Here is a 25849-nt window from a genome sequence, read left to right as displayed (position 1 = left end):
ACGGACGGTGGCCGCGGCGGCACAGCAAACCTGCATAGTTCGTTTTCTTGAACTGTTCGTGTTTATGAGGGTAGGTTGGCGCCATGACCGCATCCCAGCCTCCGAACACCGCCGAGGAGCTGCGCGGTGCCGGCCTGCGGGTGACGGCCGCGCGCGTGGCGCTGCTGGAAACCGTCCGGGACGGAGACCACCTCGGCGTCGAAGCGATCGCCTCCGGAGTACGCGACCGCGTGGGCCACATATCGCTCCAGGCCGTGTACGAGGCTCTGAACGCGCTCACCGGTGTCGGGCTCGTACGCCGCCTCGAACCACCCGGCAGCCCGGCCCTGTACGAGGGCCGTGTCGGGGACAACCACCACCACCTCGTGTGCCGCTCATGCGCTGCCGTGGTCGACGTCGACTGCGCGGTCGGGCACGCCCCGTGCCTGACCGCCTCCGACGACCGTGGCTTCGCCGTCGACGAGGCCGAGGTCATCTACTGGGGCCTGTGCCCCCGGTGTTCCCAAGCCAAAGCCAGCCTTTCAGCACCGTGATCCACCCCCGTTTTCGGAAGGACTCCCCCGATGACTGAGAACCACGACGCAATCGTCACAGACCCCAAGCCCGAGGAGACGGGAGGCTGCCCGGTCGCCCACGGGCGCGCCGCGCACCCGACCCAGGGAGGCGGAAACCGTCAGTGGTGGCCGGAGCGGCTCAACCTGAAGATCCTCGCCAAGGACCCCGTCGTGGCGAACCCCCTGGGTGAGACGTTCGACTACGCCGAGGCGTTCAAGAACCTCGACCTCGCAGCCGTGAAACAGGACATCGCCGAGGTACTGACCACCTCGCAGGACTGGTGGCCGGCCGACTTCGGCAACTACGGCCCGCTGATGATCCGTATGGCCTGGCACAGCGCCGGTACGTACCGCATCAGCGACGGCCGCGGCGGTGGCGGTCGCGGTCAGCAGCGCTTCGCGCCGCTGAACAGCTGGCCGGACAACGGCAACCTCGACAAGGCCCGCCGTCTGCTGTGGCCGGTCAAGAAGAAGTACGGCCAGTCCATCTCCTGGGCCGACCTCATGATCCTCACGGGCAACGTCGCGCTGGAGCAGATGGGCTTCGAGACCTTCGGCTTCGGCGGCGGCCGCGCCGACGTCTGGGAGGCCGACGAGGACGTGTACTGGGGTCCCGAGACCACCTGGCTGGACGACCAGCGCTACACCGGCGACCGTGAGCTGGAGAACCCGCTCGGCGCCGTCCAGATGGGCCTCATCTACGTCAACCCGGAGGGCCCCAACGGCAACCCGGACCCGCTGGCCGCGGCCCGCGACATCCGTGAGACCTTCCGCCGCATGGCGATGAACGACGAGGAGACCGTCGCCCTCATCGCCGGTGGTCACACCTTCGGCAAGACCCACGGCGCGGGCCCGGCGGAGAGCGTCGGCAACGACCCCGAGGCCGCCACCATGGAGGAGCAGGGCCTGGGGTGGAAGTCCACCTACGGCACCGGCAAGGGCGGCGACGCCATCACCTCCGGCCTGGAGGTGACGTGGACGGAGACGCCCACCCAGTGGAGCAACAACTTTTTCAAGAACCTCTTCGAGTACGAGTACGAGCTCACCCAGAGCCCGGCCGGCGCGAACCAGTGGGTGGCGAAGAACGCCGAGGCGATCATCCCCGACGCCCACGACGCGTCGAAGACGAAGCTCCCGACGATGCTCACCACCGACCTGTCGCTCCGCTTCGACCCGATCTACGCGGAGATCTCGCGTCGCTTCTACGAGAACCCCGAGCAGTTCGCGGACGCCTTCGCCCGCGCCTGGTTCAAGCTGACCCACCGTGACATGGGCCCGAAGTCGCTGTACCTCGGTTCCGAGGTCCCGGCGGAGACGCTGATCTGGCAGGACCCGCTGCCGGAGGCCGAGGGCGCGGTCATCGACGCCGCCGACATCGCGGCGCTCAAGGCCAAGCTCCTCGCCTCGGGTCTGACCGTCTCGCAGCTGGTGTCCACCGCGTGGGCGTCGGCCTCCACCTTCCGTGCCAGCGACAAGCGCGGCGGCGCCAACGGTGCCCGTATCCGCCTTGAGCCCCAGCGCGGCTGGGAGGTCAACAACCCGGACGACCTGCGTCACGTCCTGAGCGTCCTGGAAGGCGTCCGGTCGGAGTTCAACACCGGCGCCAAGAAGGTCTCCCTGGCCGACCTGATCGTCCTCGGCGGTGCCGCCGCGGTCGAGAAGGCCGCCAAGGACGCCGGGCACGACGTCGTGGTTCCGTTCACCCCGGGCCGCGTGGACGCGACCGAGGAGCACACGGACGCGGAGTCGTTCGCCGCGCTGGAGCCGACGGCCGACGGGTTCCGCAACTACCAGGGCAAGGGCAACCGCCTCCCCGCCGAGTACCTGCTGCTCGACAAGGCGAACCTGCTCTCCCTGAGCGCCCCCGAGCTGACGGTCCTCGTCGGTGGCCTGCGGGTCCTGGGCGCCAACCACGCCCAGTCCACGCACGGCGTTCTCACCGAGACCCCGGGTGTGCTCACCAACGACTTCTTCGTCAACCTGCTCGACCTGGGTACGGCCTGGAAGTCCACGTCCGCGGACCAGACCCTCTTCGAGGGCCGTGACGCCGACACCGGCGAGGTCAAGTGGACCGGCACCCGTGCCGACCTCGTCTTCGGCTCGAACTCCGAGCTGCGTGCCCTCGCCGAGGTCTACGCGAGCGACGACGCCAAGGAGAAGTTCGTGAAGGACTTCGTCGCGGCGTGGGCCAAGGTCTCCGACCTGGACCGTTTCGACCTGGTCTGATCGTCCCGATCACAGCGTCCGGGCCTGCCCTTCACAGGGCCTGCCCGGACGTTTTTCGTGGGCAGGCATGGGGTCGGACGACCGGATCAGCCGACCGTGGGACGACCGGATCCGGTACGGCCGGGCGGGCGGGCGGGCCGTTCGTGCCCTTCCACTCGGCTACGGAGACACGCCCTCCGAGTGTGGGCCCCGACGAGACGACACCGCCGCGAGCGGCGAACGAGACGACCCGCACCGCCTGGGACCCCGCCTCCACGCAGCCCTGTTCAGGACGGCCGCCGCGGCCCTGACCCCGGTCACCCCGTGGGGCGGGCGTCCTCCGGGGCGCCGATCCAACGGCTCGCCTCGACGTCGGCGGAGGTGTCCCGTAGCAGGGTGGGGGCGATGATCAGCTCCTCGACGACCGTCCGCTGCGGAAGCGTGGCGCACAGCAGTACGGCCCGTGCCACGTCCTCCGGCTGCACCATGGCCGCCCGCTGCTCCTCGCTCGGCGGGGCGGCACGGCTGTCCAGGATCGGGGTGTTGACCTCGCCGGGGAGGATGCGGGTGGCGCGGACGAGGTCGTTGCGGAAGGTGTTGTGCAGATAGGTCATGAAGTTGCGCACGCCCGCCTTCGCCGCACCGTAGGGGGCTCCGCCGAGGAGGGTGGGCCGGATCGCGGCGAGCGAGGAGATGGTGATGATCGAGCCGCCGCCGCGCTCCAGCATGTCCGGGAGGACGGCCCGGGTGAGCAGATAGACCGCGGTGAGGTTGACGCCCATGACGGCGTTCCACTCGTCCTCGCCGATCCAGCGGACGTCGACGACCCTGCTGGCACCGCCCGCGTTGTTGACGAGGATGTCGACGGGCCCGGCGGCCTCCCGGGTCCAGTCGACCAACTCCCGCACCTCCTCGGCGTTCTCGACATGCGTGGAGTGGGTGAGCGCCGTGCCTCCGGCGTCCTCGATGACGGCGGCGACCTCGTCGAGGATGTGCTGCCGGCGTCCGACGAGGACCACCGTCGCGCCCTCCTCCGCGAGCATCAGCGCCGTCTCCCGGCCGATGCCGGTGCCGGCCCCGGTGACCAGCGCGGTCTTTCCTTCGAGCGAGCCCTTCCGTCGTCCGTCGCGGTGTCCCGTACCCGTCAGGTGTCCGTCGCGGTGTCCCATGCCCGTCCGCCCTCCCAGCCGTGGGCGCGCCCCACGCGCTCTCAGGAGTGAGGATCCCTTCCACCGAGGCCCCTGGGGAGGGTGCGTCAGCGGGCGGGCAACCGGACGCCCAGCTCGGCCGCCGCCGACCGCAGCAGCGGGACCATGGCGACGAGGTCGTCCATGCTGCGGCGGAAGGCGGGCGCGGCGGCGGAGAGGGCGGCGAAGACGGTGCCGTCGGGTCGCAGGATCGGGACCGCCACGGCGCGCAGGCCCGCGTGGTGTTCCTCGTCGGCCGTGGCGTAGCCGAGTTCGGCGGCGCGGGCCACGTGGGCGCGCAGGACGCCGCGGTCGGTGATGCTGTTCGGTCCGTGCGGGGTCAGCTCGACGCGGTCCAGGAGGTCGGCGCGTACGTCGTCGGGGGCGAAGGCCAGGAGGACCTTGCCCATCGAGGTGCAGTGCAGCGGCCCGTGGCGGCCCGGCTCGCTGCGGACGCCGACCGGCAGGGGGCCGTCCACGTAGTGCACGTACAGGTGCCGGGTGCCGTCGAGGACGGACATCAGGGTGGCTTCCTCGGTCTGCCGCGTCACGCGCTGCATCACGGGGAGGGCGGTACCTGCGAATCCGTAGACCTGGCCCGCCCGCTGGCCGAGCTGGAAGAGCTTGAGGCCCGGCTTGTAGCGCTTGCCGTCGGCCTCGAACTCCACCAGGCCCTCTCGGCAGAGGGAGTTGACCAGCCGGTGGGCCGTGCTGACGGGGACGCCACTGGCGCGGGCCAGTTCGGACAGGGTGATTCCGTGCGGGTGCTCGCCCACCAGGACGAGCAGCCGGATCGCCCGTCCGACCACATCCGCCGGTACCTCGCCGCTGCTCACAGCGGCAAATTACCACTGGCCGGAAAGGCTTCCCACTGAGCGGTGTCACCCGCGGCCCCGCTCGGCGCGTCACCCGGTGGTTGACAGCGGTACCCTGCCACGCCGACGATATTTCCATTGAGCAGACAATCTTTCCACTCAGTGGGAAAAAGAGTCAGGGAGTCGTGTCCGACGCAGCACGATGCTCATCACCCGGCCCGCTTCACACCGAGCCACACCTGAGAGGTCCTCGTGAGCCACCCCCTTTTCGACGTCACCGCCAAGGTCGCGCTGGTCACCGGGTCGAGCCGCGGCATCGGCCGGGCGCTGGCAGCCGGCCTCCTGGAGGCCGGCTGCACGGTCGTCCTCAACGGCCGGGACACCGTCGCCCTGGAGACCGCCCGCAAGGAGCTGGCCGAGGCCTTCGGGACGTCGGTCCTCGCGGAGGCGTTCGACGTCACCGACTCCGCCGCGGTCGCCGCCGCCGTCGCCCGGATCGAGGACCGGGCCGGACCGATCGACATCCTGGTCAACAACACCGGAGCCCAACGCCGGGCCCCTTTCCTCGACTTCACCGACGAGGACTGGCACGGCCTGCTCGACACCAATCTCACCAGCGCTTTCCTCGTGGGCCGTGAGGTCGCCCGCCGTATGGTCCCCCGGGGCCACGGAAAGATCATCAACGTCTGCTCGCTGCAGAGCGAGGCGGTACGTCCGGGCATCGCTCCCTATGCGGCGACCAAGGGCGGCCTGAAGATGCTCACCAAGGGCATGTGCGCCGACCTCGGGCCGCACGGCATCCAGGTCAACGGCATCGGCCCCGGCTACTTCGACACCGAACTGACCTCCGCGCTGGTCGCGGACGAGGAGTTCAGCGCCTGGGTTCGGGGGCGGACCCCCGCCGGCCGCTGGGGCAAGGTGGAGGATCTGGTCGGCGCCCTGCTCTTCCTCTCCTCCCCCGCCTCCGACTTCGTCAACGGGCAGCTGCTGTACGTCGACGGCGGCATGCTGTCTGTCCTGTGACCCGGCCGAACCCCCAAGGAGCCCCCATGCACGCGTGTGTTGTCCACGGAGCCGGCGACCTCCGGGTCGAGGAACGGCCGTACGACGGCCCCGCGCCCGGTGAGATCGCGGTCGCCGTCGCCCTCGGCGGGATCTGTGGTTCCGATCTGCACTACTACCACCGGGGCCGGGTCGGCGACTTCGCCGTGAGCGAGCCCATGGTGCTCGGCCACGAGGTGGTGGGCCATGTCGCCGCGCTCGGGCCCGGGGTCGAGGGGCCGGCCGCTCCGGCGGTGGGCGCTGCCGTCGCGATCCATCCCGCCACGCCCTGCGGCGTCTGCCCCGAGTGCGCGCGCGGCACGCGCAACATCTGCGCGCACACCCGCTATCTGGGCAGCGCGGCCCACACCCCGCACGTGCAGGGTGGTTTCGCCCAGGTCGTCGGTGTGCCCGCCGGCCAGGTCCGGGCGCTCCCGCCCGGTCTCGGCCTGCGCCGGGCCGTGCTCGCCGAGCCGCTGGCGGTGGCACTGCACGCCGTGCGCCGGGCGGGTGAGGTGAGCGGCAAACGGGTGCTGGTCACGGGGGCCGGTCCGATCGGCTGTCTGGTCGTGGCGGCGCTGCGGCACGCGGGCGCCGCCGAGGTCGTCGTCAGCGACCTCCACGAGGAGCCGCTGCGGATCGCCGCCGAGGTGGGCGCCACCGCCACCGCTCGGGCGGACCGCCCCGCCGATCCCGCCTGGGCCGGTGTCTTCGACATCGCCGTCGAGGCGTCCGGGGCACCGGCCGGGCTGCGGAGCTGTGTGGAGCGGGTACGCCGTGGCGGAACCGTGGTCATGCTCGGGCTGCTGCCACCCGGGGAGATCGGGCTGCTCGGCAATGTCGCGGTCACCCGTGAGCTGGAACTGCGCGGGTCCTTCCGCTTCGACACCGAGTTCGACGAGGCCCTGTCCCTGCTGGCCCAGGGCCTCCCTGTCGACCCGGTCGTCACGCACACCTTCCCGTTGGAGCGGTCCGTCGCCGCGTTCGACACGGCTCAGGACCGCACGGTCGCTTCCAAGGTGCTGCTGGACCTTTCCGGGGAGGCGTGAGAGGCGTCGAACCCCGCTGAAGGCCCCCTTCGACAGGTGGCACGGACACCACTCGCCCTCGCACGCCGGGACACGGAGCCCTGTGCGGCGGCTCGTTCCCGGGGGAGCCGTCGTGCGTCAGCGGTAGAGGGCGGGGCGTTCGACGAGTTCGACCTCGGCGCGGATGCCCTCGGTCCGGGCGCGGACGCCCGCCTCGGAGATCACGGCGACGGCGTACCCGTCCCAGGTGCTGGGTCCGGTGACCTCACCGCGGCGGGTGGCGTCGACCCATGCCTGGACCTGGCGGTCGTAGGCGTCCTCGAAGCGCTCGATGTAGCTCGGGGTGACCGTGCCGCCCCAGCGTCCGCCCGCGTTGACGAGCATGTCGTGTCCCTCTCCGATGCGGGCCGTGCCGTTCTCGCAGACGGCCTCGGCCTGAACCTGGTAGCCGTAACGGGCGGTGAGGAAGATCTCGACGTCGACGACGGCGCCGCCGTCGGTCTCGAAGACGACGAACTGCGGGTCACTCAGGCCCTCGGGGGCGTGCGCGGACGGCCGGGGCCGCAGCACGGTGACGGCGGTGATCTCCTGGCCGAGCAGCCAGCGGGTGACGTCCATCTCATGGGCGACGGAGTCATTGATCGCCATGGCATCGGTGAATCCGGGCGGGGCCTCGGCGTTGCGGTGCCGGTTGTGCAGCAGCAACGGCCGGCCCAGCTCGCCGCTGTCCAGCAGGGACTTGAGCTTGACGTACTCGCGGTCGTAGCGGCGCATGAACCCCACCTGCACCCTGCGGTGCCCCAGCCGTTGTTCCGCCTCCAGCAGACGCAGCGCGGAGGCGGAGTCCGGGGTGAGGGGCTTCTCGCACAGGACGGGCAGGTCGTGCTCGAAGGCGGTGAGCAGGGCCGCCTCGTGGGCGGGGCCGGGGGAGGCGACGAGGACGGCGTCGACGCCCGGTGCGGCCAGCGCCTCGGCGGTGTCGGCATGGGCCACGCACCCTTCGACGCCGGCGGCGATCGCCTCGGCACGGTCGGTGTCGAGGTCGGTGACGGCGGCCACGTGGGCACCGCTGATCACCTCGGTGAGCCGGCGCACGTGGTCGGCGCCCATCCGGCCGGTGCCGATGACGGCGACACCGAGTGAGGCCTGCTGGGACATGACGTTCCTCCCTTTGCTGGGGACCGCGGTCGCGCCGGTCGGCGGGTGCCCTTCGCCGCGAGGCCGTCGACCTCGACGACTTCGGCGGTCTCGACGACTTCGGCGGCTTCGGCGGCTTTTGCGTTCTCGACGATCTCGCCTTGTCGACGAAGGGCGGGCCGGTGAGGACCGGCCGCTCGCCGCCGCCCGTGCAGTTGCCGTTGCTTTGTAGGGCCACAGCGAGTCGACTGACAAGTGGCCCTGCCGATGCGGCTGCCGGTCGACGGCGAACTCGATGTCGCCCTTCACGGTGGCACCCACCAGTTCCTTGTGGAGCTCGAACGCGGCCACCTTCACCTTGCTGCCCGCGTCGCCCGCCGACTGCACGGCGGTCGGCGCGAACGGGGCGCGACCGGGTCCGTCTCCTCCCGGGCAGGACGACTGAGGCGCACGGCGTCGCAACCGCCCGTACCCTCCTCGGCACCGCCCCGCCCCACCGCCCTCCTCGCCTTCAACTCCCCCGCGCGACCAGGGTGCTTGACGCATTTCCGCGTGCCCGGGTGCAGGTGCTCTCCCACCGCGCCTCCTGCCTCGCAGCACCCCGCTGCGCCGCACGGCTCGTCGTGAGCCGCGGCCTCGGCGAAATTCCGTTTTTCCCTCGTGACGGTCACCGGTTAGGCTCCCCCGGCGCGCGTGACGCGTGTGCACATCAAGGGGGGGGCACGGGGGACATGGTCGACGATTTCGCCGATTCCGGCACGAATAGCGGAGCAGCTCCGGGAGCGGATTCGGGGGCAACTTCGGGAGCGGTTTCCGGACCGGATTCGGGAGCAACTTCAGGAACGGCTTCAGGAAAGGCTTCCGGAACGGCTTCCGGAGCGGCTTCCGGAGGGGATTTCGGGGCCGATCCCCGATCCGGCTCCAGGAAGGAAATGAGCACGGGGGCCCAGGTGTTCTCGGCGGTGGCGACCGTCGGGGTGATTCTCGGAGGTATGTGGTTGCTGGGGGACCTCCTCGGCCAGACGCCCGCGACCGTGGGACCGGCCGTCTGCTCGTCCTCGGACGACGCCTCGCCGGCGCCGCGGGGCAAGGTCTCCGGTGCACAGCTCTGCACCGCGCTGAACCGCTCCGACCTGCCCACACTCCTTGGCACGCCGACCGAGCAGGCGGTGAGCGCGTCGGGCGGTGAGAGCGAGTCCACCTGGGCCAGCAGCGGCACCAAGACCGTCACCCCCGAGGCGACCGTCACGCTGGAGACCTACACCGTGGAGCTCTCGGCGTCCTACGAGGACCTCCCGGTCACCGACTTGGTCGGCTATCTGGGCGCCGACGCCGAGACCAGAACCGTCCTGGGACGCCCGGCGGTCCTCTACTCGGGCCAGACCATCGCCATCTCCTTCGGGCTCGACGGCAGTGACCCCCAGTCCGGCCCCGGCGGCGTCGCCCGTCGGCTGCTGGTCGCGACCGACCCGAAGGACAGCGGCAGCACCTTCGAGCTCGTCATCTGGCGCCAGGACTCCCAGAGGCCCGACGACGCGGCCCTGTTCCGCGTCGCCGAGAAGGTCCTGCCGACGATCCCGGGCTGGAAGCCGGCCGGCTGACGAACCACCAGGGAGCCTCGGTTCCCTCGGGCAGGCCGCTGACCTGTCTGGTCACCAAGGGGTTCCCCGGTCACCGAAAAGTGCGTTCTTCCCGGCCGACATTCGCTCTCCTATGGTTCCCCAGTAACCACTAGAGAGCACGTGGGGTCCACGGACGCCCATGACGAGGAGGCGCACGACATGGCCATCACCCTGGTGAACCCCGGCGGACTGCCGACGATCGACGCGTACCGACAGGTGTCGATCGCCACCGGCTCGAAGCTGGTCTTCATCGCCGGCCAGGTCTCCTGGGACGCCGACGGAGTCACCGTCGGCGAGGGCGACCTGGCCGCCCAGACCGAGCGGTGCTACCTCAACATCGGCACCGCCCTCGCCGGAGCCGGCGCTTCGTTCGACGACGTGGCGAAGCTCAACATCCACGTCGTCGACTGGACGCCCGACAAGATGCCCGCGCTCATGGAGGGGATCTCCCGGGCGGCCGCGAAGCTGGGAGTGACCGCGGCCCCGCCGGCCACACTCCTCGGCGTCGCGGCGCTCGACATCCCCGAGCATCTGGTCGAGATCGAGGCCACCGCGGTCATCGACTGACGGTGCCGTGACGTCGCGGGACGGACGGGTGGGCGGGCGGAGGGAGGACAGGAGTCTGCGGACAGAGGTCTACGGGCGGAGGGCAGGGACCTGCGGACAGGGGTCTACGGGCGGTGGACGGCGGGCGGGCGGACAAGCGGCTGTGGCAGCTTGCCGACGCCCAGTCGAACCCATGTTCGCCCATGTACGCGTACGGGGCAGGGAATCCGGTGCGAATCCGGAACTGACGCGCAGCGGTGCGCGGGACGGTGTGGAAGACCGGAGCACCTGCTGACACACGGTCGGCGGCGGCGCCCGCAGTCCACGCTCGACAACCGTCCGCTGGACCGGGTGGGACGCCGAGCGGTCGCCCGGCGGATCGCCGTCGCAAACCAACAGGCCGACAGCCAGGTCGAGTTGACCGTCCACGGCATCGTACTTCCTGGGCCCGCTCCCCTAGGGAGTCGGGCCCGGGCGGGCGGTGCGGGCGGAAAGGGCCGGCCCCGTGTCTCAAGTCGTCCGAACGGGGCGGTCCTTACCCGGTTCGTCCTGCGCTTCGACAGGTTCGCGGGGACCGACCATGGCCTCGCGCGGAGCAGCGGCCCCGGCCCCAGCCCCGTCCTCGGCCCCTGCCCCTGCCCCTGCCCCACCTTCGGCCTCGACCCGGACCCCCGTCTCGACCCCGGTCGACGCCCGGTCGTCCTCCGCACCCGCGTCCGTATCCACATCCGCGTCCTCCACGAAGGGAAGCTCGCCCCGCAGCACCTTCTTCGCGCGGGCAGTGTCGAGGGCACCCTCCCAGCGGGAGACACCGAAGGCCGCGACGCAGTTGCCGAGGAGGTTGGTGGCCACGCGCATGGAGTCCATGATGCGGTCGACGCCGAGGAGGAGAGCGACGGCGCCGGCGGGGATGACCCCGAGCGCGGAGGCGGTCGCCGAGAGGGCGAGGAAGGCCGAACCGGGTACGCCCGCCATGCCCTTGCTGGTGAGCATGAGCATCAGGATGACGGTCACCTGCTGGCCGAGGGTGAGGTCTACGCCGACGGCCTGGGCGATGAAGAGCGTGGCGATGGAGAGGTAGATGGACGCACCGTCGAGGTTGAAGGAGTACCCGGTGGGCACCACGAGGCCCACGGCGTCGTCGCGACAGCCGGCGTGGCGCAGCTTCTGCATCATGCGCGGCATGACGGTCTCGCTGGAGGCGGTGCCCAGCGCGAGCAGCATCTCCTCGCGGGTGTAGCGGACGAACTGCCACAGGCTCAGCCCGGTGACGGCCTTCAGGACGACCGCCAGCAGGAGCAGGAACAGGGCGGCCACGCCGTAGCAGACGGCGATGAGCTTGCCGTACGTGGACATCACGCCCAGGCCGTACTGGCCGACGAGGTGGGCGGTGGCGCCGAAGACGGCGAGCGGGGCGAGCTTCATGATGAAGCCGACGATCGCGAAGACGATCTCCTGCGCCTGCTCGACGGCCGGCAGGATCTTGGGCACCTTGGTGAGACCGAGGTGGAGCAGGGCGGCGCCCACCAGGCAGGCCAGGACCAGGACCTGGAGCAGCGAGTTCTCGGCGAAGGCCCCCACTGCACTCTCGGGCAGCGCGTGCAGCAGGAACTCGCTGGTCGACGGCAGTGATCCGCCGCCGGTCTTCGTGTCGACCGCGCCGGCATCGAGCTTCGCCGGGTCGATGTTCATGCCTGCGCCCGGCTGCATGAGGTTGCCCGCGAGGAGACCGATGAGCAGGGCGAAAGTGGTCGCCACCTCGAACCAGACCAGGGCCTTGAGACCGATCCGGCCGAACGCCCGCAGGTTCCCGGCCTTGGCGATGCCGGTGACGACGACACAGAACACCAGCGGCGCGATGACCGCCTTGATGAGCCTCACGAAGCCGTCACCCAGCGGCTGGACGGCCGTACCCACATCGGGCCAGAGCCGTCCCACGAGTAGACCGAGCACCAGGGCGAGGCCGACCTGCAGGAACAGTGAGGTACGCAGCAGCCGGGCTGCGCGTCGTGGCAGGGACGGTGACGGGACGGACAGCGACACGGGCATCCTCCGAGCTTTCTTCCGCTATTCGGAAGGAGACTTCCGAAACACGCCCGTAACTATGGATCAACCGGAGACTCCACAGAAGCCCGTGGAGTCCCATCGCTCAAATATTGGATGTTCGTCCGAAAGGGACACTCGGTGCCATCGCGCGTCCGCCGCGCCCCGGCACGGCAGACGGGTCGGACAAAGGGCGGTATGCAAAGCGTTGTACAAAACGGTGTACTACGACGCCTGCTCGTCGAAGGTGTCGAGCCCCCACGCGCCCGCATGGGGGCCGAACCCGTTCTCGGCCGCCTGCGCGGCCAGCCGGGCGTTCCGGGCGCGTGCCCGCGGCCCGTCCGGCAGGTGGTAGTCCTCGCCGGCCCGCGCGGAGCCGGCCTGCACCTTCGTGGCGGTGGCCAGCCGTCGGCGCACGTACCGGTCCAGCGCGTCGGGTACGTCGGCGGGTGCCGCGTCCGCGAGGCAGTCGCCGAGCACCGCCGCGTCGACCAGGGCCTGGGCCGCGCCCTGGGCCTGGAAGGGCACCATCGCGTGGGCACTGTCGCCGAGCAGGGTCACGCGCCCGGTGTTCCAGCGGGTGAGCGGGGCGCGGGTGTAAATGCCGTAGCGGAGCACCGTCCCCGTCCGTCCGAGGACGTCGAGCACCCGGGTGTCCCACCCGTCGAACGCGCGCAGACACTCCCCCGGCTCGGCCCGAGCGGTCCACGACTCCTGCGCCGCCCCGGTTTCGATGACGCCCACGACGTTGAGCAGTTCCCCACGTCGCACCCAGTAGTGCACGAAGTGCCGTCCCGGCCCGAGCCAGAGCGCGTACTCCGGGAGGTCCAGGCCGGTGACCTCGTCGGCCGGCAGCAGGGCCCGGTAGGCGGCGGTTCCCGAGAACAGGGCCTCGTCGGCGCCGAACAGCCACTGGCGGGCCCGGGAACGTACGCCGTCCGCGGCGACGACGAGGTCCGCCTCCAGGCACTCCCCGTCGGCCGTCGTCACCCTCGCGGACCTGGCGTCCTGCCCGATGCCCACGACCACGGTGTTCAGCCGCACCGACTCGGGCGGCACGGCGGCGGCCAGGGCCTGGTGCAGATCGGCCCGGTGGGCCTGGAGGTACGGCGCCCCGAACGCGGCCTCGGCCTCGCGGCCCAGCGCATAGCCGCAGATCTCACCGCCGTCGGACCAGGTGCGGAAGCTCAGCCGGGACGGCCGGCTGGACCGGGCGGCGACCGCGTCGAGCAGACCCAGTCGGCACAGGACGCGAGTGGCGTTGGGCGCGAGCTGGATCCCCGCGCCGACCTCTGCGAACCGCGGCGCCTGCTCGACGAGCGTCACCTCGCACCCGGCGCGCCGCAGGCTCAATGTCGCGGCCAGCCCCCCGATACCCGCGCCCACGACGATCGCCCTCATGCCCCCACCTCAGGTCGACGTCGTTTCACGCTACCGGCGGACGAGGACCGGAGGCAGGCGCGCGACGACGTGAAGTCGCCGCGCGCCGTGCTCAGAGCGGGGTCCGATCCACCGGAATCCATAGTTCCGCTTCCGCCTGTGCCGCGTCCTGCGACAGCCGGGTCCGCAGGATCTCGGGGCCCGGGCGGCTCCGGTACGGATTGGACGGGAACCACTGCGTGAACACGTCCCGCCACAGATACTGCAGCGCCTGCGGGAACGGTCCGGAGTTCTCGAAGACGGCCCAGGTCCCCGCCGGGACGATCAGTTCGTCCATGCCGTCGGGCGCGGCGGCGCGGGTCACCGCCCCGTGGAAGTAGTCGAGTTCGGTCCCCTCCGCCCGGCTTTCGGCGAGATTGTCACTGACCGAGACGATCCCCTGCGGCTCCTGGTCGGAGAGGCTCTCGATCAGGCTGAGGGTCTCCTGGCCGATGCTCCGGATGAAGTCGGCGATCGCCGGGTTCATCCCCTCGTGCACGAGGGGGACACGGGTCTTCCTCCCGACCACCCGGAACTCTTCCCTCTCCACTACGCGGTATCGCATGCTGCTGCTCCCTTCGACGACGAGGCGGAAGGACATCCGGGGCTGGGACCGCAGACTCGCGCCGGTCCGCCGGGCCTCCCCGGGGCCGACGCCGTGCAGGGCGCGGAACGCCCGCGCGAACGCCTCCCCCGAGCCGTAGCCGTAGCGCACCGCGATCTCCAGCAGGGTCCGTTCGGCGGCCAGCACCTCCGCGCCGGCGACGGTGAGCCGCCGGCGCCGGACGTACTCCGACAGCGGCATGCCCGCGAGCGCGGAGAAGAGCCGCCGCAGGTGGTACTCCGAGGTCATCGCGATCCGTGCCAGGTCGGCCACCTCGATCGACTGGTCGAGGTGGCGCTCGATGTGCTCCATGGCCTGGTTCAGCCGCTCCAGCACTCCGGCCTCCTTCCTTTCGCCCACCACGCTAGGAAGAAGCCACCTTGCCGCACCCGACTTCCTGTGCCCGTTCCGGTCGGGTGAGCGGACTGACGGGTGGGCGAGCGGGGCGGTGATTTGTCGAGACGTCTGACATACCCGTTGGAAGCCCGTTGTGCCGGCCTCAAGAAGGGCTTCGGCGGCACCACCGACATCCTCCACGGCAACGGCACCGACATGCCCTCCGTGAAGTCGACGATCACCGCCAAGCTCAAGTAGGACTCCTCCATGGACCGGGTGGTCACCCTGGGCGCCCCGATCGCGCCGACCGCCGTGCAGTCCGTGTCCGACGCGGACAGCAAGCCCGAGGTCGCGACGTTCGACCTCAACAAGGACCTGGTGAAGGCGGTGCAGGACGGCGACGTCGAGTTCGCCGTCGACCAGCAGTCGTACCTTCAGGGCTACCTCGCCGACGACGGACTGTGGCTCCACAGGACCAACGGCAACTTCAGCGGCGGCGGCACGGCACCCGTCCCCAACGGCCCCGCGTTCATCTCCAAGGAGAACGTGGAAGACGTCGCCGAGTCCGCGGCGATGGGCACCCGCTGACCGCTGTGCCTCACAGCGGTGCCACGGCACCTCCCGGGTGCGGCCGACATCGCTCACGCGGTGTCGGCCGCACCCGAGCCGTGAACCCGGGCGGGCTCAACGCCGGGCCAGCGCCAGCACACTCAGACCGAACATCAGGACTCCGAGGGGGAGATGGACCGACGGGACGTGCGCGATACCCAGCACGACCTGGACCGAGGCCAGTACGAGGAAGCCCGACGCGTGCAGGACGGGCCGGGGCGAGCCGCCGCCCGGCTTCCACGCCAGCACGGCCGCGAGCACGTACAGCATCGACGCCCCGTACATCACACGGGCCCCGACACTGTGCAGCGTCTGTCCGTAGGACGAGGTCAGCAGCAGTCCGGCGGAGACCGCCTGGAGGAAGATGGTCAAGGTCTGCAGGGCGATCGCGATCCGCAGGAACGAGGAGCCGCGCTGCGCGTTCACCGTCGCCGTCACCTGAGTGGCCATGCCACAGTCCCCTTTTCCGCCCTCGGGCAGTAGATCGATAAGCTCTCACCGGTACGACGACGTGGGCCCGCGAAAGGTAAGGCGAGGGGGGCGGCCAAAGGCATGGGGACCGTGAGGGCCGGCACGGACGCGACGGCCGGCGAGCGACGCCAACTGGTCAACGTCGCTTACCGGTTGCTCGGCTCGGTGACCGAGGCCGAGGACGCCGTACAGGATGCCTACGCACGCTGGTACGGGCTGCCACGGAGCCGGCAGGAGGAGATCCTGTCCCCCGGCGCCTGGCTGACGACGGTGACCGGCCGTATCTGCCTGGACCTGCTCGGCTCGGCGCGGGCCCGTCGTGAACGCTATGTCGGCGCGTGGCTGCCCGAGCCGCTGCCCGACCGCGCCGAGCGGGACCACGCGGACGGCGCCGGCCCCACCGGCCCCACTGCCCCCGCGGACCCCGCCGACCAGATCGTCCTGGACGAGTCGGTGGCCATGGCTTTCCTCGTCGTCCTGGAGTCGATGACGCCCGCCGAGCGGGTGGCGTTCGTCCTGCACGACGTCTTCCGGTACCCGTTCGCCGAGATCGCCGACGTTCTCGGCCGGACGCCCGCGGCCTGCAAGCAGCTGGCTGCCTCCGCCCGGCGACGGGTCGGCGACGCGCGCACTCCGGTGACGGCGACCGGCCGGGCCGACGTGGTGCGGCGCGTCAAAGTGGCGTGGGAGACCAGGGACATCGCGGCCCTCGTCAATCTGCTCGACCCGGCCGCCGTGATGACCGCCGACGGCGGCGGCATGGTCGGCACCGTCCTGCGCCCGGTCGAGGGCGGCGCGCGCATCGCCGAGTACATGGTCGCCATCGCCGACAGGGCTCCGGGGCTCGAACTCCTGGAGCGGTCGGTCAACGGTGTACCGGGCCTGGTGGCCCGGCGTTCCGGCGTCGTCATGACCGTGGCCTCGTTCGACATCACAGAGGGACGCGTCACCCACATTTGGGCGGTCCGCAACCCCGAGAAGCTGCGGCCGTGGGGGCGGGAGGGCCAGGGGGCGTTGTGAACGTCCCGCACGACACCCCCTGACAGGCCCTCGCCCGGCGGAGCGCGCAGTCGCCGCCGGGCGACGAGCGCGCGTCAGGGGTCGGCCAGATGCCCTGGAACACCCGCCGGCCCGGATACCGCTCGTGTCCCGGACGCCGGGTCCGGCGCTACGGCACCGGCGACTGCCGCTCGATCACCGCCCCCCGGCTCGTCCTCGGCCTCCCACAACCGGGGCGGGCAGCCCGCACCCCTTCGTCAGGGGTTCTCCGTGTCCTCCGTCGGCACCGGCCCGCTGCTCCCCCGTACCACCAGCTTCGGTTCCAGCACCGCCTCGCGCGGCTCCAGTTCCGGCTTCTCCAGCCGTTCCACGGCGAAGCGCACCGCGTGTTCCGCCATCAGCGCCGCGTCCTGGCGGACAGTGGTCAGACCGATCGGCATCACGTGGGAGAGGTGGCTGTCGTCGTAGCCGACCACGGACAGGTCGCGGGGAACCTCCACGCCGGACCGGGTCAGGGACATCAACAGGCCCATCGCGCTGCGGTCGTTGCCGGCGAGGACGGCCGTCGGCAGCAGCTGCCCCCGGTCGCGTTCCGCGAGGAGGAGGCGGCCGGTCTCGATGCCCGACTCCTCCGTGTGGTCGCCGGGTACGACACGGGCCTCGGACTCCAGGCCGTGCCGGCGCATCGCCGCCCGGTACGCGCGCCGCCGCTCGGCCGAGCCGGGACCCCGGCCGCCGTCGATGTGCACGATCCGCCGGTGCCCCAGCTCGACGAGGTGGTCCATCGCCTGCCGTACGCCCCTGCCCTCGGCGGAGTGCACGAAGTCGACGTGGGCCCGGGGGACCCGGCGACTGACGGAGACGGCGACGGTACGGCGTCCCACATCTTCGAGGAGGGCGGGTTCGGCGAAGGAGCCGAGCAGGATCAGGGCCTCGCAGCGGTGGCTGAGCAGCGCCTCGACGGCCTTCTCCTCGCTGCGGCTCCGGGTGGCGCCCGACAGCAGGACCTCGTAGCCGAGGCGTTCGGCCTCCGGGTAGATGCCCTCGATGAGGTTGGTGTGGAAGGTCTGGTGGACGGTGAACATCACGCCGAGCGTGCGACTGCGGCCCCGCGCCAGCAGCCGGGCCGCGCTGTCGGGCCGGTAACCGATCTCGTCGGCGACCCGCAGCACCCGCTCCCGGGTCTCCTCGCTCGCCCCCGGCTGGTTGCGGAACACGATCGAGACGAGCGCCCGGGAGACACCCGCCTTCGCGGCGACGTCCGCCATCGTGGGCCGCTGCTTGCCCGATGCATCCACCTGTGAACCCACCCTCCGATCGCCGCCCGCCCCAGGGCCTGTCGTCCGGATCACGCCCGGACCGGGGGCCGAGGTCGTGAGGTCTCCCGGCGGGGGCTAGTGACATGACATGCGGACAGGGATCATCGTACGCGAACTAGAGCGCACCAGTAGAGCGCGGTACATCCGGCCGTCCCTGCCCCGCCCAGCGCGGGACTCGGGCACCGGCGGGCATCTCCCCCACCGGTGCCCGAGGGTGTGTCGGGCGAGGGGCTCAGGCGAGCGTCACCTCGACCGGCAGCTTCTTGATGCCGTTGACGAAGTTGGAGCGCACGCGCGGGACGTCGCCGACGAGGCGGATGTCGGCGAGGCGCGGGATCAGCTCCTCGAACATGATGCGGATCTCGGTGCGTGCCAGCAGGTTGCCCAGGCACAGGTGCGGGCTGCCCTTGCCGAAGGTGACGTGGTCGTTGTCGGCACGGGCGACGTCGAGGTCGTAGGGGTTGGCGAAGACCTCCTCGTCGCGGTTGCCGGAGGCGTACCACATGACGACCTTGTCGCCCTCCTTGACCTGCTTGCCGCCGAGTTCGACGTCCCGGGTGGCGGTGCGGCGGAAGTGGTAGACGGGGGACGCCCAGCGCAGGAACTCCTCGGTCGCCGTCGGGATCAGGGAGGGGTCCTCCTGGAGGCGGGCGAGCTGCTCGGGGTGCTGGAGCAGGGCCAGCATGGAGTGGGTGATGGTGTGGCGGGTGGTCTCGTTGCCGGCGACGACCAGGAGCAGGAAGTAGTTGTCGAAGTCCTGTGCGGAGAGCGGGACGCCGTCGCGCGGGGTGGTGTTGACCAGCTTGGAGACCAGGTCGGTGCCGTCGCCGCCGCGCCGCTGCCGGGCAAGTTCGCGGCCGTACTCGAAGACTTCGAGGGAGGCGGGCGAGCGGAACGGCAGGTGCCGGTACTGCTCGCTCTCCGCGCTGCCCAGCAGGACGTCGGCGTAGTCGGGGTCGGTGTTGCCGATGATGCGGTTGCCCCAGTCGATGAGCCGCTGGTTGTCCTCCGGCGGGACGTCGAGGAGCCGGGCGAGGACGTTGATGGGGAAGTCGGCGGAGACGTCGGCGACGAAGTCGAAGGTGCCCTTGGCGAGGGCCGCGTCGAGGGTGGTGGCGGTGAGGCCGCGCAGGAAGTCGGTGTAGCTGTTGATGACGTTCGCGCCGAACTGGCGCTGGATCACGCTGCGCAGCGCGCGGTGGCGGACACCGTCCAGCTCCAGGATGGAGGCGCGCGTTTTGATCTGGTCGTCGTCGACCTCTTCGAGGTTGACGAACTTCGTCGAGGTGAAGGTCTCGGCGTCGCGGTCGACGCGGGCGATGTCGGCGTGCCGGGTCACCGCCCAGAAGCCGGAGTTGGGGGCCTCCTCCGGCTGCCAGTGCACCGGGTCCTGGTGGCGCAGGGTGTGGAACATGCGCCACGGGGTGACGCCGTCGGTGAAGTTGTCGAGGTCGGCGAGGTCCACGTCGTCCAGCGGCATGGGCTCCTGGACGGCTTCGCGTACGAGGGCGGAGGGGAGGCGGGCGGAAGTGGTCATGGCGGCGGTTCTCCTGGGCTTCACAGGTGGTAGGCGTACTCGGTGAACTCCCAGTCGGTGACGTGCCGTTGGAAGCGTTCGACCTCATCGCGCTTGTAGGTGAGGTACGAGGTGGTGAAGTCCTTGCCGAGGATCTCGGTGAGGGCGGTGTCCGCCTCCAGCGCGTCGAGGGCGGCGGGCAGGCTCATGGGCAGCACGGCCGCTCGGGCGGTGTCGTAGCCGTAGCCCTCCAGCGGGGCGGCGGGCTCCTCGCCCGCGCGGACGCCGAGCAGTGCGGCGGCGAGCGTGCCCGCGATCAGCAGATACGGGTTGGCGCTCGCGTCGCCGAGCCGCAGTTCCAGACGGGCGCCGGAGCCGCGCTCGGGCGGGATGCGGACCATGGCGCTGCGGTTGTCCAGCCCCCAGTCGATCAGCCAGGGCGCGAGGGTGTCCGGACCGAACCGCTTGTAGGAGTTGACCGTCGGGTTGGCGAGGGCGGCGAGTGCCGGGGCGTGGGCGAGGACACCGGCGATGGCGTGGCGGCCGGTGTCGGACAGCCCGTACCGGCCCGAGGGGTCGTCGAAGGTGTTGTGTCCCCGCTCGTCGTCGCAGGACAGGTGGAGGTGGAAGCCGGAGCCGCCCGCGTCGTTGAAGGGCCGGGCCATGAAGGTGGCGAGGCGGCCCTCCTTGCGCGCGAGTTCCTTGACGGCGGCCTTGAAGCGGAAGGAGCGGTCGGCGGCCGAGAGTGCCTCCGAATGCGTCAGGTTGATCTCGAACTGGCCGCCGTCGAACTCGTGGTTGCCGTTGGTGACACCGATGCGCAGGTCGCGGAGGTGGCGCAGGGTGCGCAGCAGGTGGTTGTCGGGGTCGGCGCGCAGGCCGGCCGTGTAGACGACGCCGGTGGCGCCCGAGTAGCGCTTGAAGCCCCTGGGGGACGCGGGGTCCTCGTCGCAGAGGAAGTACTCGAGTTCGGGGCCGACCACCGGGCGCAGTCCCTGTTCGGCGCAGCGGGCGAGCACCGAGCGCAGCAGGTCGCGGGGGGACTCGGGGGCGGGCGCCCCGGTGGCCGGGTCGATGGTCTCGCCGAGACAGGTGGCGACTCCGGGCTCCCAGGGCAGGGCGATCAGGGTGTCGAGGTCCGGGCGCACATGGATGTCGGGCAGGCCGGCGTCCAGGCCTCCGGCCACGGGGACGACGTCGCCCTGGGGTGAGGTGTGGTAGACCGCCCGGCAGAAGGCGAGCCCGTGCTCGCACGCCGTCGGCAGCTGGTCGAGCAGCACGTCCCGGGCCCGGTCGGTGCCGATGAGGTCGGGGTAGGTCACCCGGACCACGTCGATGCCCTCTGCGGCCAGCCGCTCCTGGTAGTGCCCGACGGACGGCGTTTCGGATGCGCTCACCGTTGTCTCCTCGACGACTGGGGTCAATTGTTTGATGCCAAACGATAAGAACCACTCCAGCGGCCCGCAAGGGGTCGGCCACAAAAAATTATCCACCTGGACAGGTATTGACCGCAGGGTGACGGCTTCCTATGTTGTTTGAAGCCAAACGAGATTCTTCTCCGTTCGCTTCTCCATCCCGCCCGACGCCCTGACTCCCAGGAGGACCGGCCATGAAGGTCGTCGTCGACATGAACAAGTGCCAGGACCACGGACAGTGCGTCTTCGCCGCCCCCGACGTCTTCCAGCTCGACGAGAACGGGCACCTGGCCTACGTCAGCGACCCCGACGACGCCCTCCTCGACGAGGTCGAGGAGGCCGCCGACGTCTGTCCGCTCCAGGCCATCCGGATCGAGGCCTGAGCCCCATGCCAGGAACCGGGACAGAGACAGGGGCGGGCCGCGTGGTCGTCGCGGGGGCCTCCATGGCCGGTCTGCGCGCCGCCGAGCAGCTGCGGGCGGCTGGATGGACCGGGGCCGTCACCGTCGTCGGCGACGAGCCCCACATGCCCTACAACCGGCCCCCGCTGTCCAAGGAGGTGCTGGCCGGGAAGGCACCCTTCGAGTCGCTGGCCTTCCGTCCCCGCGCGAGCGTGGCCGACGTTCAGTGGCGGCTCGGCACGAAGGTCGTCGCCGCGCGCCTGGCCGAGCGGACCGTCGAGCTGGACGACGGCTCGACGCTGTCGTACGACGGTCTGGTCGTCGCCACCGGTATGCGGCCCCGTCGGCTCGGCTGCTCCGGCCCGCTCGCCGGCCGCCACACGGTCCGTACGCTGGCCGACGCCCAGGGTCTGCGGGACGAGCTGACCCGGCCCGGTGTCCGGGTGGTCGTGATCGGCGCCGGGTTCATCGGCTGCGAGGTCGCCGCCACTGCCGTGGGCCTCGGTGTCGCCGAGGTGACCGTGGTCGATCCGCTGCCGCTGCCCATGGTCGGCCCGCTCGGTGAGCTGCTCGGGCGCGCGCTGCTCCGGCGGCACGAGGAGCGCGGGGTGCGGTTCGCGCTCGGCACGGGCGTCGCCGGGTTCGAGGGCGAGGACCGGGTCACGGGTGTGGTGCTCGGCGACGGGACCGTACTGCCCGCCGACGTGGTGGTGGAGTCGGTGGGCTCGGTCGCCAACGTCGAATGGCTGGAGGGCAACGGCCTCGATCTGTCCGACGGCGTGCTCACCTGCGAGCAGCTGCGGGTCGGCGGGCGGCCCGAGGTCGTGGCCGTCGGCGACGTCGCCCGCTTCCCCAACGCCCGCTACGACGGCGTACCCCGCCGCGTCGAGCACTGGTCCATTCCCACGGACACCGCCAAGCACGCGGCGAAGGTCCTCGTCGGCCGTCTCACCGGCGCGGACGCGCGGCCGGCCCCCTTCGGGCCGCTGCCCACCTTCTGGAGCGACCAGCACGACTTCCGGCTGCAGTCCTTCGGCGCGCCGGTCCTCGGCAGGGACGACGTACGGGTCCTGGACGGCGACCCGGCCGCGGACGTCCTGGTCGGCTACCACCACGACGGCCGGCTGGTCGGCGTCGTCGCGCTCGGCGGCCCCGCCACCGTGTCCGCCGCCGCCCGCTACCGCGCCGAACTGCTCAAGCAGCCCGCCCTCACCGCGTAAGGACCCTCCTGACCATGACCAGTGTCCGTGGATACTTCCATCCCAAGACGGCGAGCGGCGGCTCGTCGCTCATCCCCTCCCCGCCCTGGCGCTACTCGGGCGACCTGCTCACCGTCGAGTACCGCACGGATCCCGCGCGGGTACGTGAACTGCTGCCGCAGCCGCTGGAGTTGGCCGACGAGGACCCCGGCGCGGTCGCACTGATCTGGGCCGACTGGCAGTCCTGCTCGGCGTCGGGGGCGGAACTGCTCGACCCCGTCCTGTCCCAGTACAAGGAGGCCTTCGCGGTCGTCCGCTGCCAGTACCGGGGACGGACGTACTCGCGGTGCGTCTACATCTGGGTCGACAAGGACTTCGCGATCGCCCGCGGGCTGCACCAGGGCTATCCGAAGAAGCTCGGGTCCATCCACCAGACGCGGCCGCATCCCCTCGGGCCCGCTCCGCGGATCGAGGCGGGGGCACGGTTCGGGGCGACGCTGGCGGCCGCGGACCGTCGGCTCGCGCAGACGGTGGTGACGCTGCGGGAGCCGGCGGAGACGAACGGGTTCGTGAACGCGCATCCCATGGCTCATCACCGGTGGCTGCCGTCGATCGAGAAGGGGAAGGGGCTGGCGCTCGACGAGCTGATCGAGACCGGGGCGGCCGACTTCGAGGGTGGGCAGCCGTGGGTCGGTGACGCGGAGTTGGAGCTGTTCGAGGCGCCGACCGAGGAGTTGGCCCGCTTGGAGATCCGTGAGCCGATCGCCGCGTACTACCGGCAGGTGGGGGTCGTCTGGGACGGCGGGCGGTTGTTGGAGTCCGGGTTGTCGGGAGCGAGTGCCGAGTAGGGCCGTCGTCGAAGTGCGGGTCGTCGTGGGCCGATCGCGCCCACCCGGCGGAGCCGCACATCGATACAGCCCCGCGCCCCCCAGGTCAGTGGGTCCGTCCCTATCCCGAGAAGGAATCCCCTTTCATGTCTGACAAAATCGTCGTCGCGGGTGTCTCCGTCGACACCCGGCACTGGATCGGTGGCCGACGGATCGCCTCCGCCGAGACCTTCACCGATGTCTCCCCCATCGACGGTCGCGTCCTGGGCGAGATCGCCCGCGGCGGTCCCGGTGAGGTCGAGGCCGCTGTCGTCGCCGCCCGTGAGGCCTTTCCCGGCTGGGCCGCCACCCCCCGCGCCGAACGCGCCCGCGTCCTGCACGCCATCGCCGACGGGGTCGAGAAGCGACTCGAAGAGCTGGCCGTCGTCGAGACGAACGACAACGGGGCGCTGCTGCGGTCGCACCGGCGGGGTGTGATGCCTCGGGTGGCGCACAACTTCCGGTTCTTCGCGGACTGGCTGCTGACGCTGGAGCACGAGGACTTCGAGACGCGCGGGCACACCAACCGGGTGAGCTGGGACCCGGCGGGACCGTCCGTGCTGATCACACCGTGGAACGCGCCGCTGATGCTGGCCACCTGGAAGGTCGCCCCGGCCCTCGCCGCCGGCAACACGGTGATTCTGAAGCCCGCCGAGTGGACTCCGCTGACCGCGTCGCTGCTGGCGGACATCGCCGCCGAGGCGGGGCTGCCCGCCGGGGTGCTCAATGTCGTCCAGGGGTACGGATCGGAGATCGGTGACGCGCTCACCTCGCACCCGGACGTGCGCCGGATCAGCTTCACGGGATCGGTGCCGACGGCCAGGCGGATCGCCGGGTCGGCAGCGCCCAACCTCACCCCACTGAGCCTCGAACTCGGCGGCAAGTCACCGCTGTTGGTGTTCGCGGACGCCGATCTGGACCTGGCCGTGGACCTCGCGGTGGAGCAGTACGACAACGCCGGGCAGGTGTGCCTGGCCGCGACACGTTTCCTCGTGGAGGAGTCGGTCGCGGAGGAGTTCACCCGGCGGTTCGTCGAGAAGGCGTCTGCGCTGAAGCAGGGTGACCCGCGCGACGAGGCCACCGACATCGGGCCCACCATCCACCCCCGGCAGCTGGAGAAGATCGACGGGTTCGTGCGGCGGGCCGTGGCCGACGGGGCCCGTGTGGTCATCGGCGGGCACCGCGAGGGCGAGCAGTACTACGCACCCACCCTGCTCACCGATGTCGCCCAGGACTCGGAGATCGTGCAGGAGGAGGTCTTCGGGCCGGTCCTGACCCTGCAGACCTTCACCGACGAGGACGAGGCGGTCCGGCTCGCCAACGACACCCGCTTCGGGCTGGCAGCCACCCTCGCCACCGGTGACACCGAGCGCGCCGCGCGAGTGACCGAGCGACTGGTCGCGGGCACGGTGTGGGTGAACTGTTTCTTCGTCCGCGACCTGCGGGCCCCCTTCGGCGGCTCCCGTCACTCCGGGGTCGGCCGGGAGGGCGGCACCTGGAGCTTCGACTTCTACTGCGACGTGAAGAACACCGTGACCGCGCCGAACGGATGGAACAACCATGGGTGAGATCGTCGGGGCGGGACTTCTCGCCCACGTCCCCACCATCGTCCTGCCCGAGGCGGACCGCCTGGAGCTCAACGGGGGCAAGGAGATCACCCTCGTCACCGGCCTGCAGCAGCTCCGCGAGGACGTCTTCGCCCGCGACGACTACGACACCGTCGTCGTCCTCGACTCGCACTGGGCGACGACCGTCGAGTTCGTGGTCACCGCGCAGCAGCGCCGCGCCGGTCTCTTCACCTCCGAGGAGCTGCCGCGCGGAATGTGCCGGATGCCGTACGACTTTCCCGGCGACCCCGAACTCGCCCGGAACATCGAGAGGTTCGCGGACCGGCACGACACCTGGATCACCGCGATCGAGGACGAGTACCTGCCGATCTACTACGCCACGATCAACCTGTGGAAGTTCCTCGGCGAGGGTCTGCCCGACAAGCGGTGGGTGACCATCGGTGTCTGTCAGACCGGCGACATGGAGGACCATCTGCGGCTGGGGCGGGCGCTCGCCGACGGCATCGCCGCCACCCCCGGGCGACGGGTCCTGATCATCGCGTCCGGCGCCCTCTCCCACACCTTCTGGCCGCTGCGCGAGCTGCGCGACCACGAGGCCAGCGACCCGGCGCACATCTTCACGCCCGAGGCGCGCGCGGCCGACAACGAGCGGATCGCCTGGTTCAAGGAGGGCCGGCACGACAAGGTCCTCGACACCATGGACGAGTTCTGGAAGTACAAGCCCGAGGCCAGGTTCTTCCACTACCTGATGATGGCGGGCGCGCTGGGCGAGCAGGCCTGTGTCGCCCCGGCCCGCCAGTACGGGGAGTACGAGAACTCCATCGGCACCGGACAGGTCCACCTCTGGTTCGACCGCCCCACCGACGGCTGGAGCGGCGACGACCGGGCCGGCACATCCGCGGCCGTCGCCCCGAGCAACCCACACACCCGCAGCTAGCCGTATCCAGGA

The 25849-nt window shown here is 71.0% G+C and carries 22 protein-coding genes, 1 pseudogene and 1 riboswitch; of the genes and pseudogenes, 13 read left to right on the top strand and 10 right to left on the bottom strand.

The window, feature by feature from the left end; translation table 11 throughout:
• Positions 1–83 precede the first annotated feature (83 nt).
• Together OG858_RS41970 and katG are read left to right on the top strand one after the other, a co-directional pair.
• A complete protein-coding gene (locus OG858_RS41970) occupies positions 84–533 on the top strand; it encodes a Fur family transcriptional regulator (RefSeq protein ID WP_037698673.1) in 450 nt (149 codons plus the stop codon).
• A gap of 30 nt (positions 534–563) precedes the next feature.
• Positions 564–2780, top strand: coding sequence for a catalase/peroxidase HPI (gene katG / locus OG858_RS41965; protein ID WP_086754454.1), 2217 nt, complete (start codon positions 564–566; stop codon positions 2778–2780).
• A 296-nt stretch (positions 2781–3076) separates the two neighbouring features.
• Here the strand turns inward: katG and OG858_RS41960 are convergent, their stop codons facing one another.
• The gene (locus OG858_RS41960; RefSeq protein ID WP_319065419.1) at positions 3077–3928 is read right to left on the bottom strand and encodes an SDR family oxidoreductase; all 852 of its coding nucleotides are present in this window, start codon (positions 3926–3928) and stop codon (positions 3077–3079) included.
• Between the two features lie 86 nt (positions 3929–4014).
• Positions 4015–4782, bottom strand: a complete 768-nt coding sequence (locus tag OG858_RS41955; RefSeq protein ID WP_319065420.1) for an IclR family transcriptional regulator — start codon at positions 4780–4782, stop codon at positions 4015–4017.
• Positions 4783–5013: 231 nt separating this feature from the next.
• Here OG858_RS41955 and OG858_RS41950 point away from each other — a divergent pair, with 231 nt between their 5' ends.
• Together OG858_RS41950 and OG858_RS41945 are read left to right on the top strand one after the other, a co-directional pair.
• Positions 5014–5784, top strand: coding sequence for an SDR family oxidoreductase (locus OG858_RS41950; protein ID WP_327745524.1), 771 nt, complete (start codon positions 5014–5016; stop codon positions 5782–5784).
• A gap of 26 nt (positions 5785–5810) precedes the next feature.
• Positions 5811–6851: an L-idonate 5-dehydrogenase gene (locus OG858_RS41945; RefSeq protein WP_319259900.1), complete on the top strand. Its 1041-nt coding sequence runs from the start codon at positions 5811–5813 to the stop codon at positions 6849–6851.
• Between the two features lie 117 nt (positions 6852–6968).
• Here OG858_RS41945 and OG858_RS41940 read toward each other — a convergent pair whose 3' ends face one another.
• Positions 6969–7988, bottom strand: coding sequence for a Gfo/Idh/MocA family protein (locus tag OG858_RS41940; protein ID WP_086754099.1), 1020 nt, complete (start codon positions 7986–7988; stop codon positions 6969–6971).
• A 911-nt stretch (positions 7989–8899) separates the two neighbouring features.
• Between OG858_RS41940 and OG858_RS41935 the strand changes: the two genes are divergently transcribed.
• Both OG858_RS41935 and OG858_RS41930 read left to right on the top strand, forming a co-directional pair.
• The gene (locus OG858_RS41935) at positions 8900–9568 is read left to right on the top strand and encodes a DUF6215 domain-containing protein (protein WP_086749975.1); all 669 of its coding nucleotides are present in this window, start codon (positions 8900–8902) and stop codon (positions 9566–9568) included.
• Between the two features lie 180 nt (positions 9569–9748).
• Positions 9749–10156: a RidA family protein gene (locus OG858_RS41930; RefSeq protein WP_086749976.1), complete on the top strand. Its 408-nt coding sequence runs from the start codon at positions 9749–9751 to the stop codon at positions 10154–10156.
• 159 nt (positions 10157–10315) lie between these two features.
• Positions 10316–10445, top strand: a riboswitch (cobalamin riboswitch).
• 200 nt (positions 10446–10645) lie between these two features.
• Here OG858_RS41930 and OG858_RS41925 read toward each other — a convergent pair.
• The 3 genes from OG858_RS41925 to OG858_RS41915 form a co-directional block, all read right to left on the bottom strand.
• On the bottom strand, positions 10646–12184 hold the full coding sequence (locus tag OG858_RS41925; protein WP_319065421.1) for a cation:dicarboxylate symporter family transporter: 1539 nt from the start codon (positions 12182–12184) through the stop codon (positions 10646–10648).
• Between the two features lie 219 nt (positions 12185–12403).
• The gene (locus OG858_RS41920) at positions 12404–13579 is read right to left on the bottom strand and encodes an FAD-dependent monooxygenase (RefSeq protein ID WP_319259887.1); all 1176 of its coding nucleotides are present in this window, start codon (positions 13577–13579) and stop codon (positions 12404–12406) included.
• A 91-nt stretch (positions 13580–13670) separates the two neighbouring features.
• Positions 13671–14537, bottom strand: a complete 867-nt coding sequence (locus OG858_RS41915; RefSeq protein WP_086749910.1) for an AraC family transcriptional regulator — start codon at positions 14535–14537, stop codon at positions 13671–13673.
• Between the two features lie 141 nt (positions 14538–14678).
• Between OG858_RS41915 and OG858_RS41910 the strand changes: the two are divergent.
• A pseudogene (locus OG858_RS41910) lies at positions 14679–15125 on the top strand (sugar ABC transporter substrate-binding protein); the annotation flags it as partial.
• Positions 15126–15221: 96 nt separating this feature from the next.
• Here the strand turns inward: OG858_RS41910 and OG858_RS41905 are convergent.
• Positions 15222–15596 carry a hypothetical protein gene (locus OG858_RS41905; RefSeq protein ID WP_086749909.1) on the bottom strand — a complete coding sequence of 125 codons (375 nt, stop codon included), beginning with the start codon at positions 15594–15596 and terminating at the stop codon, positions 15222–15224.
• Positions 15597–15698: 102 nt separating this feature from the next.
• Here OG858_RS41905 and sigJ point away from each other — a divergent pair, with 102 nt between their 5' ends.
• On the top strand, positions 15699–16637 hold the full coding sequence (gene sigJ, locus OG858_RS41900; protein ID WP_327745522.1) for an RNA polymerase sigma factor SigJ: 939 nt from the start codon (positions 15699–15701) through the stop codon (positions 16635–16637).
• Positions 16638–16873: 236 nt separating this feature from the next.
• Here sigJ and OG858_RS41895 read toward each other — a convergent pair whose 3' ends face one another.
• From OG858_RS41895 to OG858_RS41885, 3 genes are all read right to left on the bottom strand, one after another.
• On the bottom strand, positions 16874–17884 hold the full coding sequence (locus OG858_RS41895) for a LacI family DNA-binding transcriptional regulator (protein ID WP_327745935.1): 1011 nt from the start codon (positions 17882–17884) through the stop codon (positions 16874–16876).
• A gap of 283 nt (positions 17885–18167) precedes the next feature.
• Positions 18168–19472: a cytochrome P450 gene (locus OG858_RS41890; protein WP_086750242.1), complete on the bottom strand. Its 1305-nt coding sequence runs from the start codon at positions 19470–19472 to the stop codon at positions 18168–18170.
• A gap of 20 nt (positions 19473–19492) precedes the next feature.
• Positions 19493–20848 carry a glutamine synthetase family protein gene (locus tag OG858_RS41885; RefSeq protein ID WP_319065423.1) on the bottom strand — a complete coding sequence of 452 codons (1356 nt, stop codon included), beginning with the start codon at positions 20846–20848 and terminating at the stop codon, positions 19493–19495.
• A gap of 212 nt (positions 20849–21060) precedes the next feature.
• Between OG858_RS41885 and OG858_RS41880 the strand changes: the two genes are divergently transcribed.
• From OG858_RS41880 to OG858_RS41860, 5 genes are all read left to right on the top strand, one after another.
• Positions 21061–21249: a ferredoxin gene (locus tag OG858_RS41880; RefSeq protein WP_037698699.1), complete on the top strand. Its 189-nt coding sequence runs from the start codon at positions 21061–21063 to the stop codon at positions 21247–21249.
• Positions 21250–21254: 5 nt separating this feature from the next.
• Positions 21255–22487 carry an NAD(P)/FAD-dependent oxidoreductase gene (locus OG858_RS41875; protein ID WP_328543906.1) on the top strand — a complete coding sequence of 411 codons (1233 nt, stop codon included), beginning with the start codon at positions 21255–21257 and terminating at the stop codon, positions 22485–22487.
• A 14-nt stretch (positions 22488–22501) separates the two neighbouring features.
• Positions 22502–23314: an acetoacetate decarboxylase family protein gene (locus OG858_RS41870; protein ID WP_086749852.1), complete on the top strand. Its 813-nt coding sequence runs from the start codon at positions 22502–22504 to the stop codon at positions 23312–23314.
• 125 nt (positions 23315–23439) lie between these two features.
• Positions 23440–24900 (top strand): aldehyde dehydrogenase, encoded by a 1461-nt coding sequence (locus tag OG858_RS41865; RefSeq protein WP_086749853.1) that lies wholly within the window; start codon positions 23440–23442, stop codon positions 24898–24900.
• A complete protein-coding gene (locus OG858_RS41860) occupies positions 24893–25837 on the top strand; it encodes a 3,4-dihydroxyphenylacetate 2,3-dioxygenase (RefSeq protein WP_086749854.1) in 945 nt (314 codons plus the stop codon). The genes OG858_RS41865 and OG858_RS41860 overlap by 8 nt, the downstream gene beginning before the upstream one ends.
• The last annotated feature ends 12 nt before the right edge of the window (positions 25838–25849 follow it).

The organism is Streptomyces europaeiscabiei (assembly GCF_036346855.1).
Lineage (GTDB): Bacteria > Actinomycetota > Actinomycetes > Streptomycetales > Streptomycetaceae > Streptomyces > Streptomyces europaeiscabiei.
Note: the sequence above shows the minus strand (reverse complement) of the source record. Positions and strands in the feature narration are given on the sequence as shown.

Bases quoted from the DNA above. Each gene is read 5' to 3' on its own strand.
- OG858_RS41970 (WP_037698673.1), top strand. From the start codon at position 84: ATGACCGCATCCCAGCCTCCGAACACCGCCGAGGAGCTGCGCGGTGCC.
- katG (WP_086754454.1), top strand. From the start codon at position 564: ATGACTGAGAACCACGACGCAATCGTCACAGACCCCAAGCCCGAGGAG.
- OG858_RS41960 (WP_319065419.1), bottom strand. From the start codon at position 3,928: ATGGGACACCGCGACGGACACCTGACGGGTACGGGACACCGCGACGGA.
- OG858_RS41945 (WP_319259900.1), top strand. From the start codon at position 5,811: ATGCACGCGTGTGTTGTCCACGGAGCCGGCGACCTCCGGGTCGAGGAA.
- OG858_RS41940 (WP_086754099.1), bottom strand. From the start codon at position 7,988: ATGTCCCAGCAGGCCTCACTCGGTGTCGCCGTCATCGGCACCGGCCGG.
- OG858_RS41935 (WP_086749975.1), top strand. From the start codon at position 8,900: ATGAGCACGGGGGCCCAGGTGTTCTCGGCGGTGGCGACCGTCGGGGTG.
- OG858_RS41930 (WP_086749976.1), top strand. From the start codon at position 9,749: ATGGCCATCACCCTGGTGAACCCCGGCGGACTGCCGACGATCGACGCG.
- OG858_RS41925 (WP_319065421.1), bottom strand. From the start codon at position 12,184: ATGCCCGTGTCGCTGTCCGTCCCGTCACCGTCCCTGCCACGACGCGCA.
- OG858_RS41920 (WP_319259887.1), bottom strand. From the start codon at position 13,579: ATGAGGGCGATCGTCGTGGGCGCGGGTATCGGGGGGCTGGCCGCGACA.
- OG858_RS41905 (WP_086749909.1), bottom strand. From the start codon at position 15,596: ATGGCCACTCAGGTGACGGCGACGGTGAACGCGCAGCGCGGCTCCTCG.
- sigJ (WP_327745522.1), top strand. From the start codon at position 15,699: ATGGGGACCGTGAGGGCCGGCACGGACGCGACGGCCGGCGAGCGACGC.
- OG858_RS41895 (WP_327745935.1), bottom strand. From the start codon at position 17,884: ATGGCGGACGTCGCCGCGAAGGCGGGTGTCTCCCGGGCGCTCGTCTCG.
- OG858_RS41890 (WP_086750242.1), bottom strand. From the start codon at position 19,472: ATGACCACTTCCGCCCGCCTCCCCTCCGCCCTCGTACGCGAAGCCGTC.
- OG858_RS41880 (WP_037698699.1), top strand. From the start codon at position 21,061: ATGAAGGTCGTCGTCGACATGAACAAGTGCCAGGACCACGGACAGTGC.
- OG858_RS41875 (WP_328543906.1), top strand. From the start codon at position 21,255: ATGCCAGGAACCGGGACAGAGACAGGGGCGGGCCGCGTGGTCGTCGCG.
- OG858_RS41870 (WP_086749852.1), top strand. From the start codon at position 22,502: ATGACCAGTGTCCGTGGATACTTCCATCCCAAGACGGCGAGCGGCGGC.
- OG858_RS41865 (WP_086749853.1), top strand. From the start codon at position 23,440: ATGTCTGACAAAATCGTCGTCGCGGGTGTCTCCGTCGACACCCGGCAC.
- OG858_RS41860 (WP_086749854.1), top strand. From the start codon at position 24,893: ATGGGTGAGATCGTCGGGGCGGGACTTCTCGCCCACGTCCCCACCATC.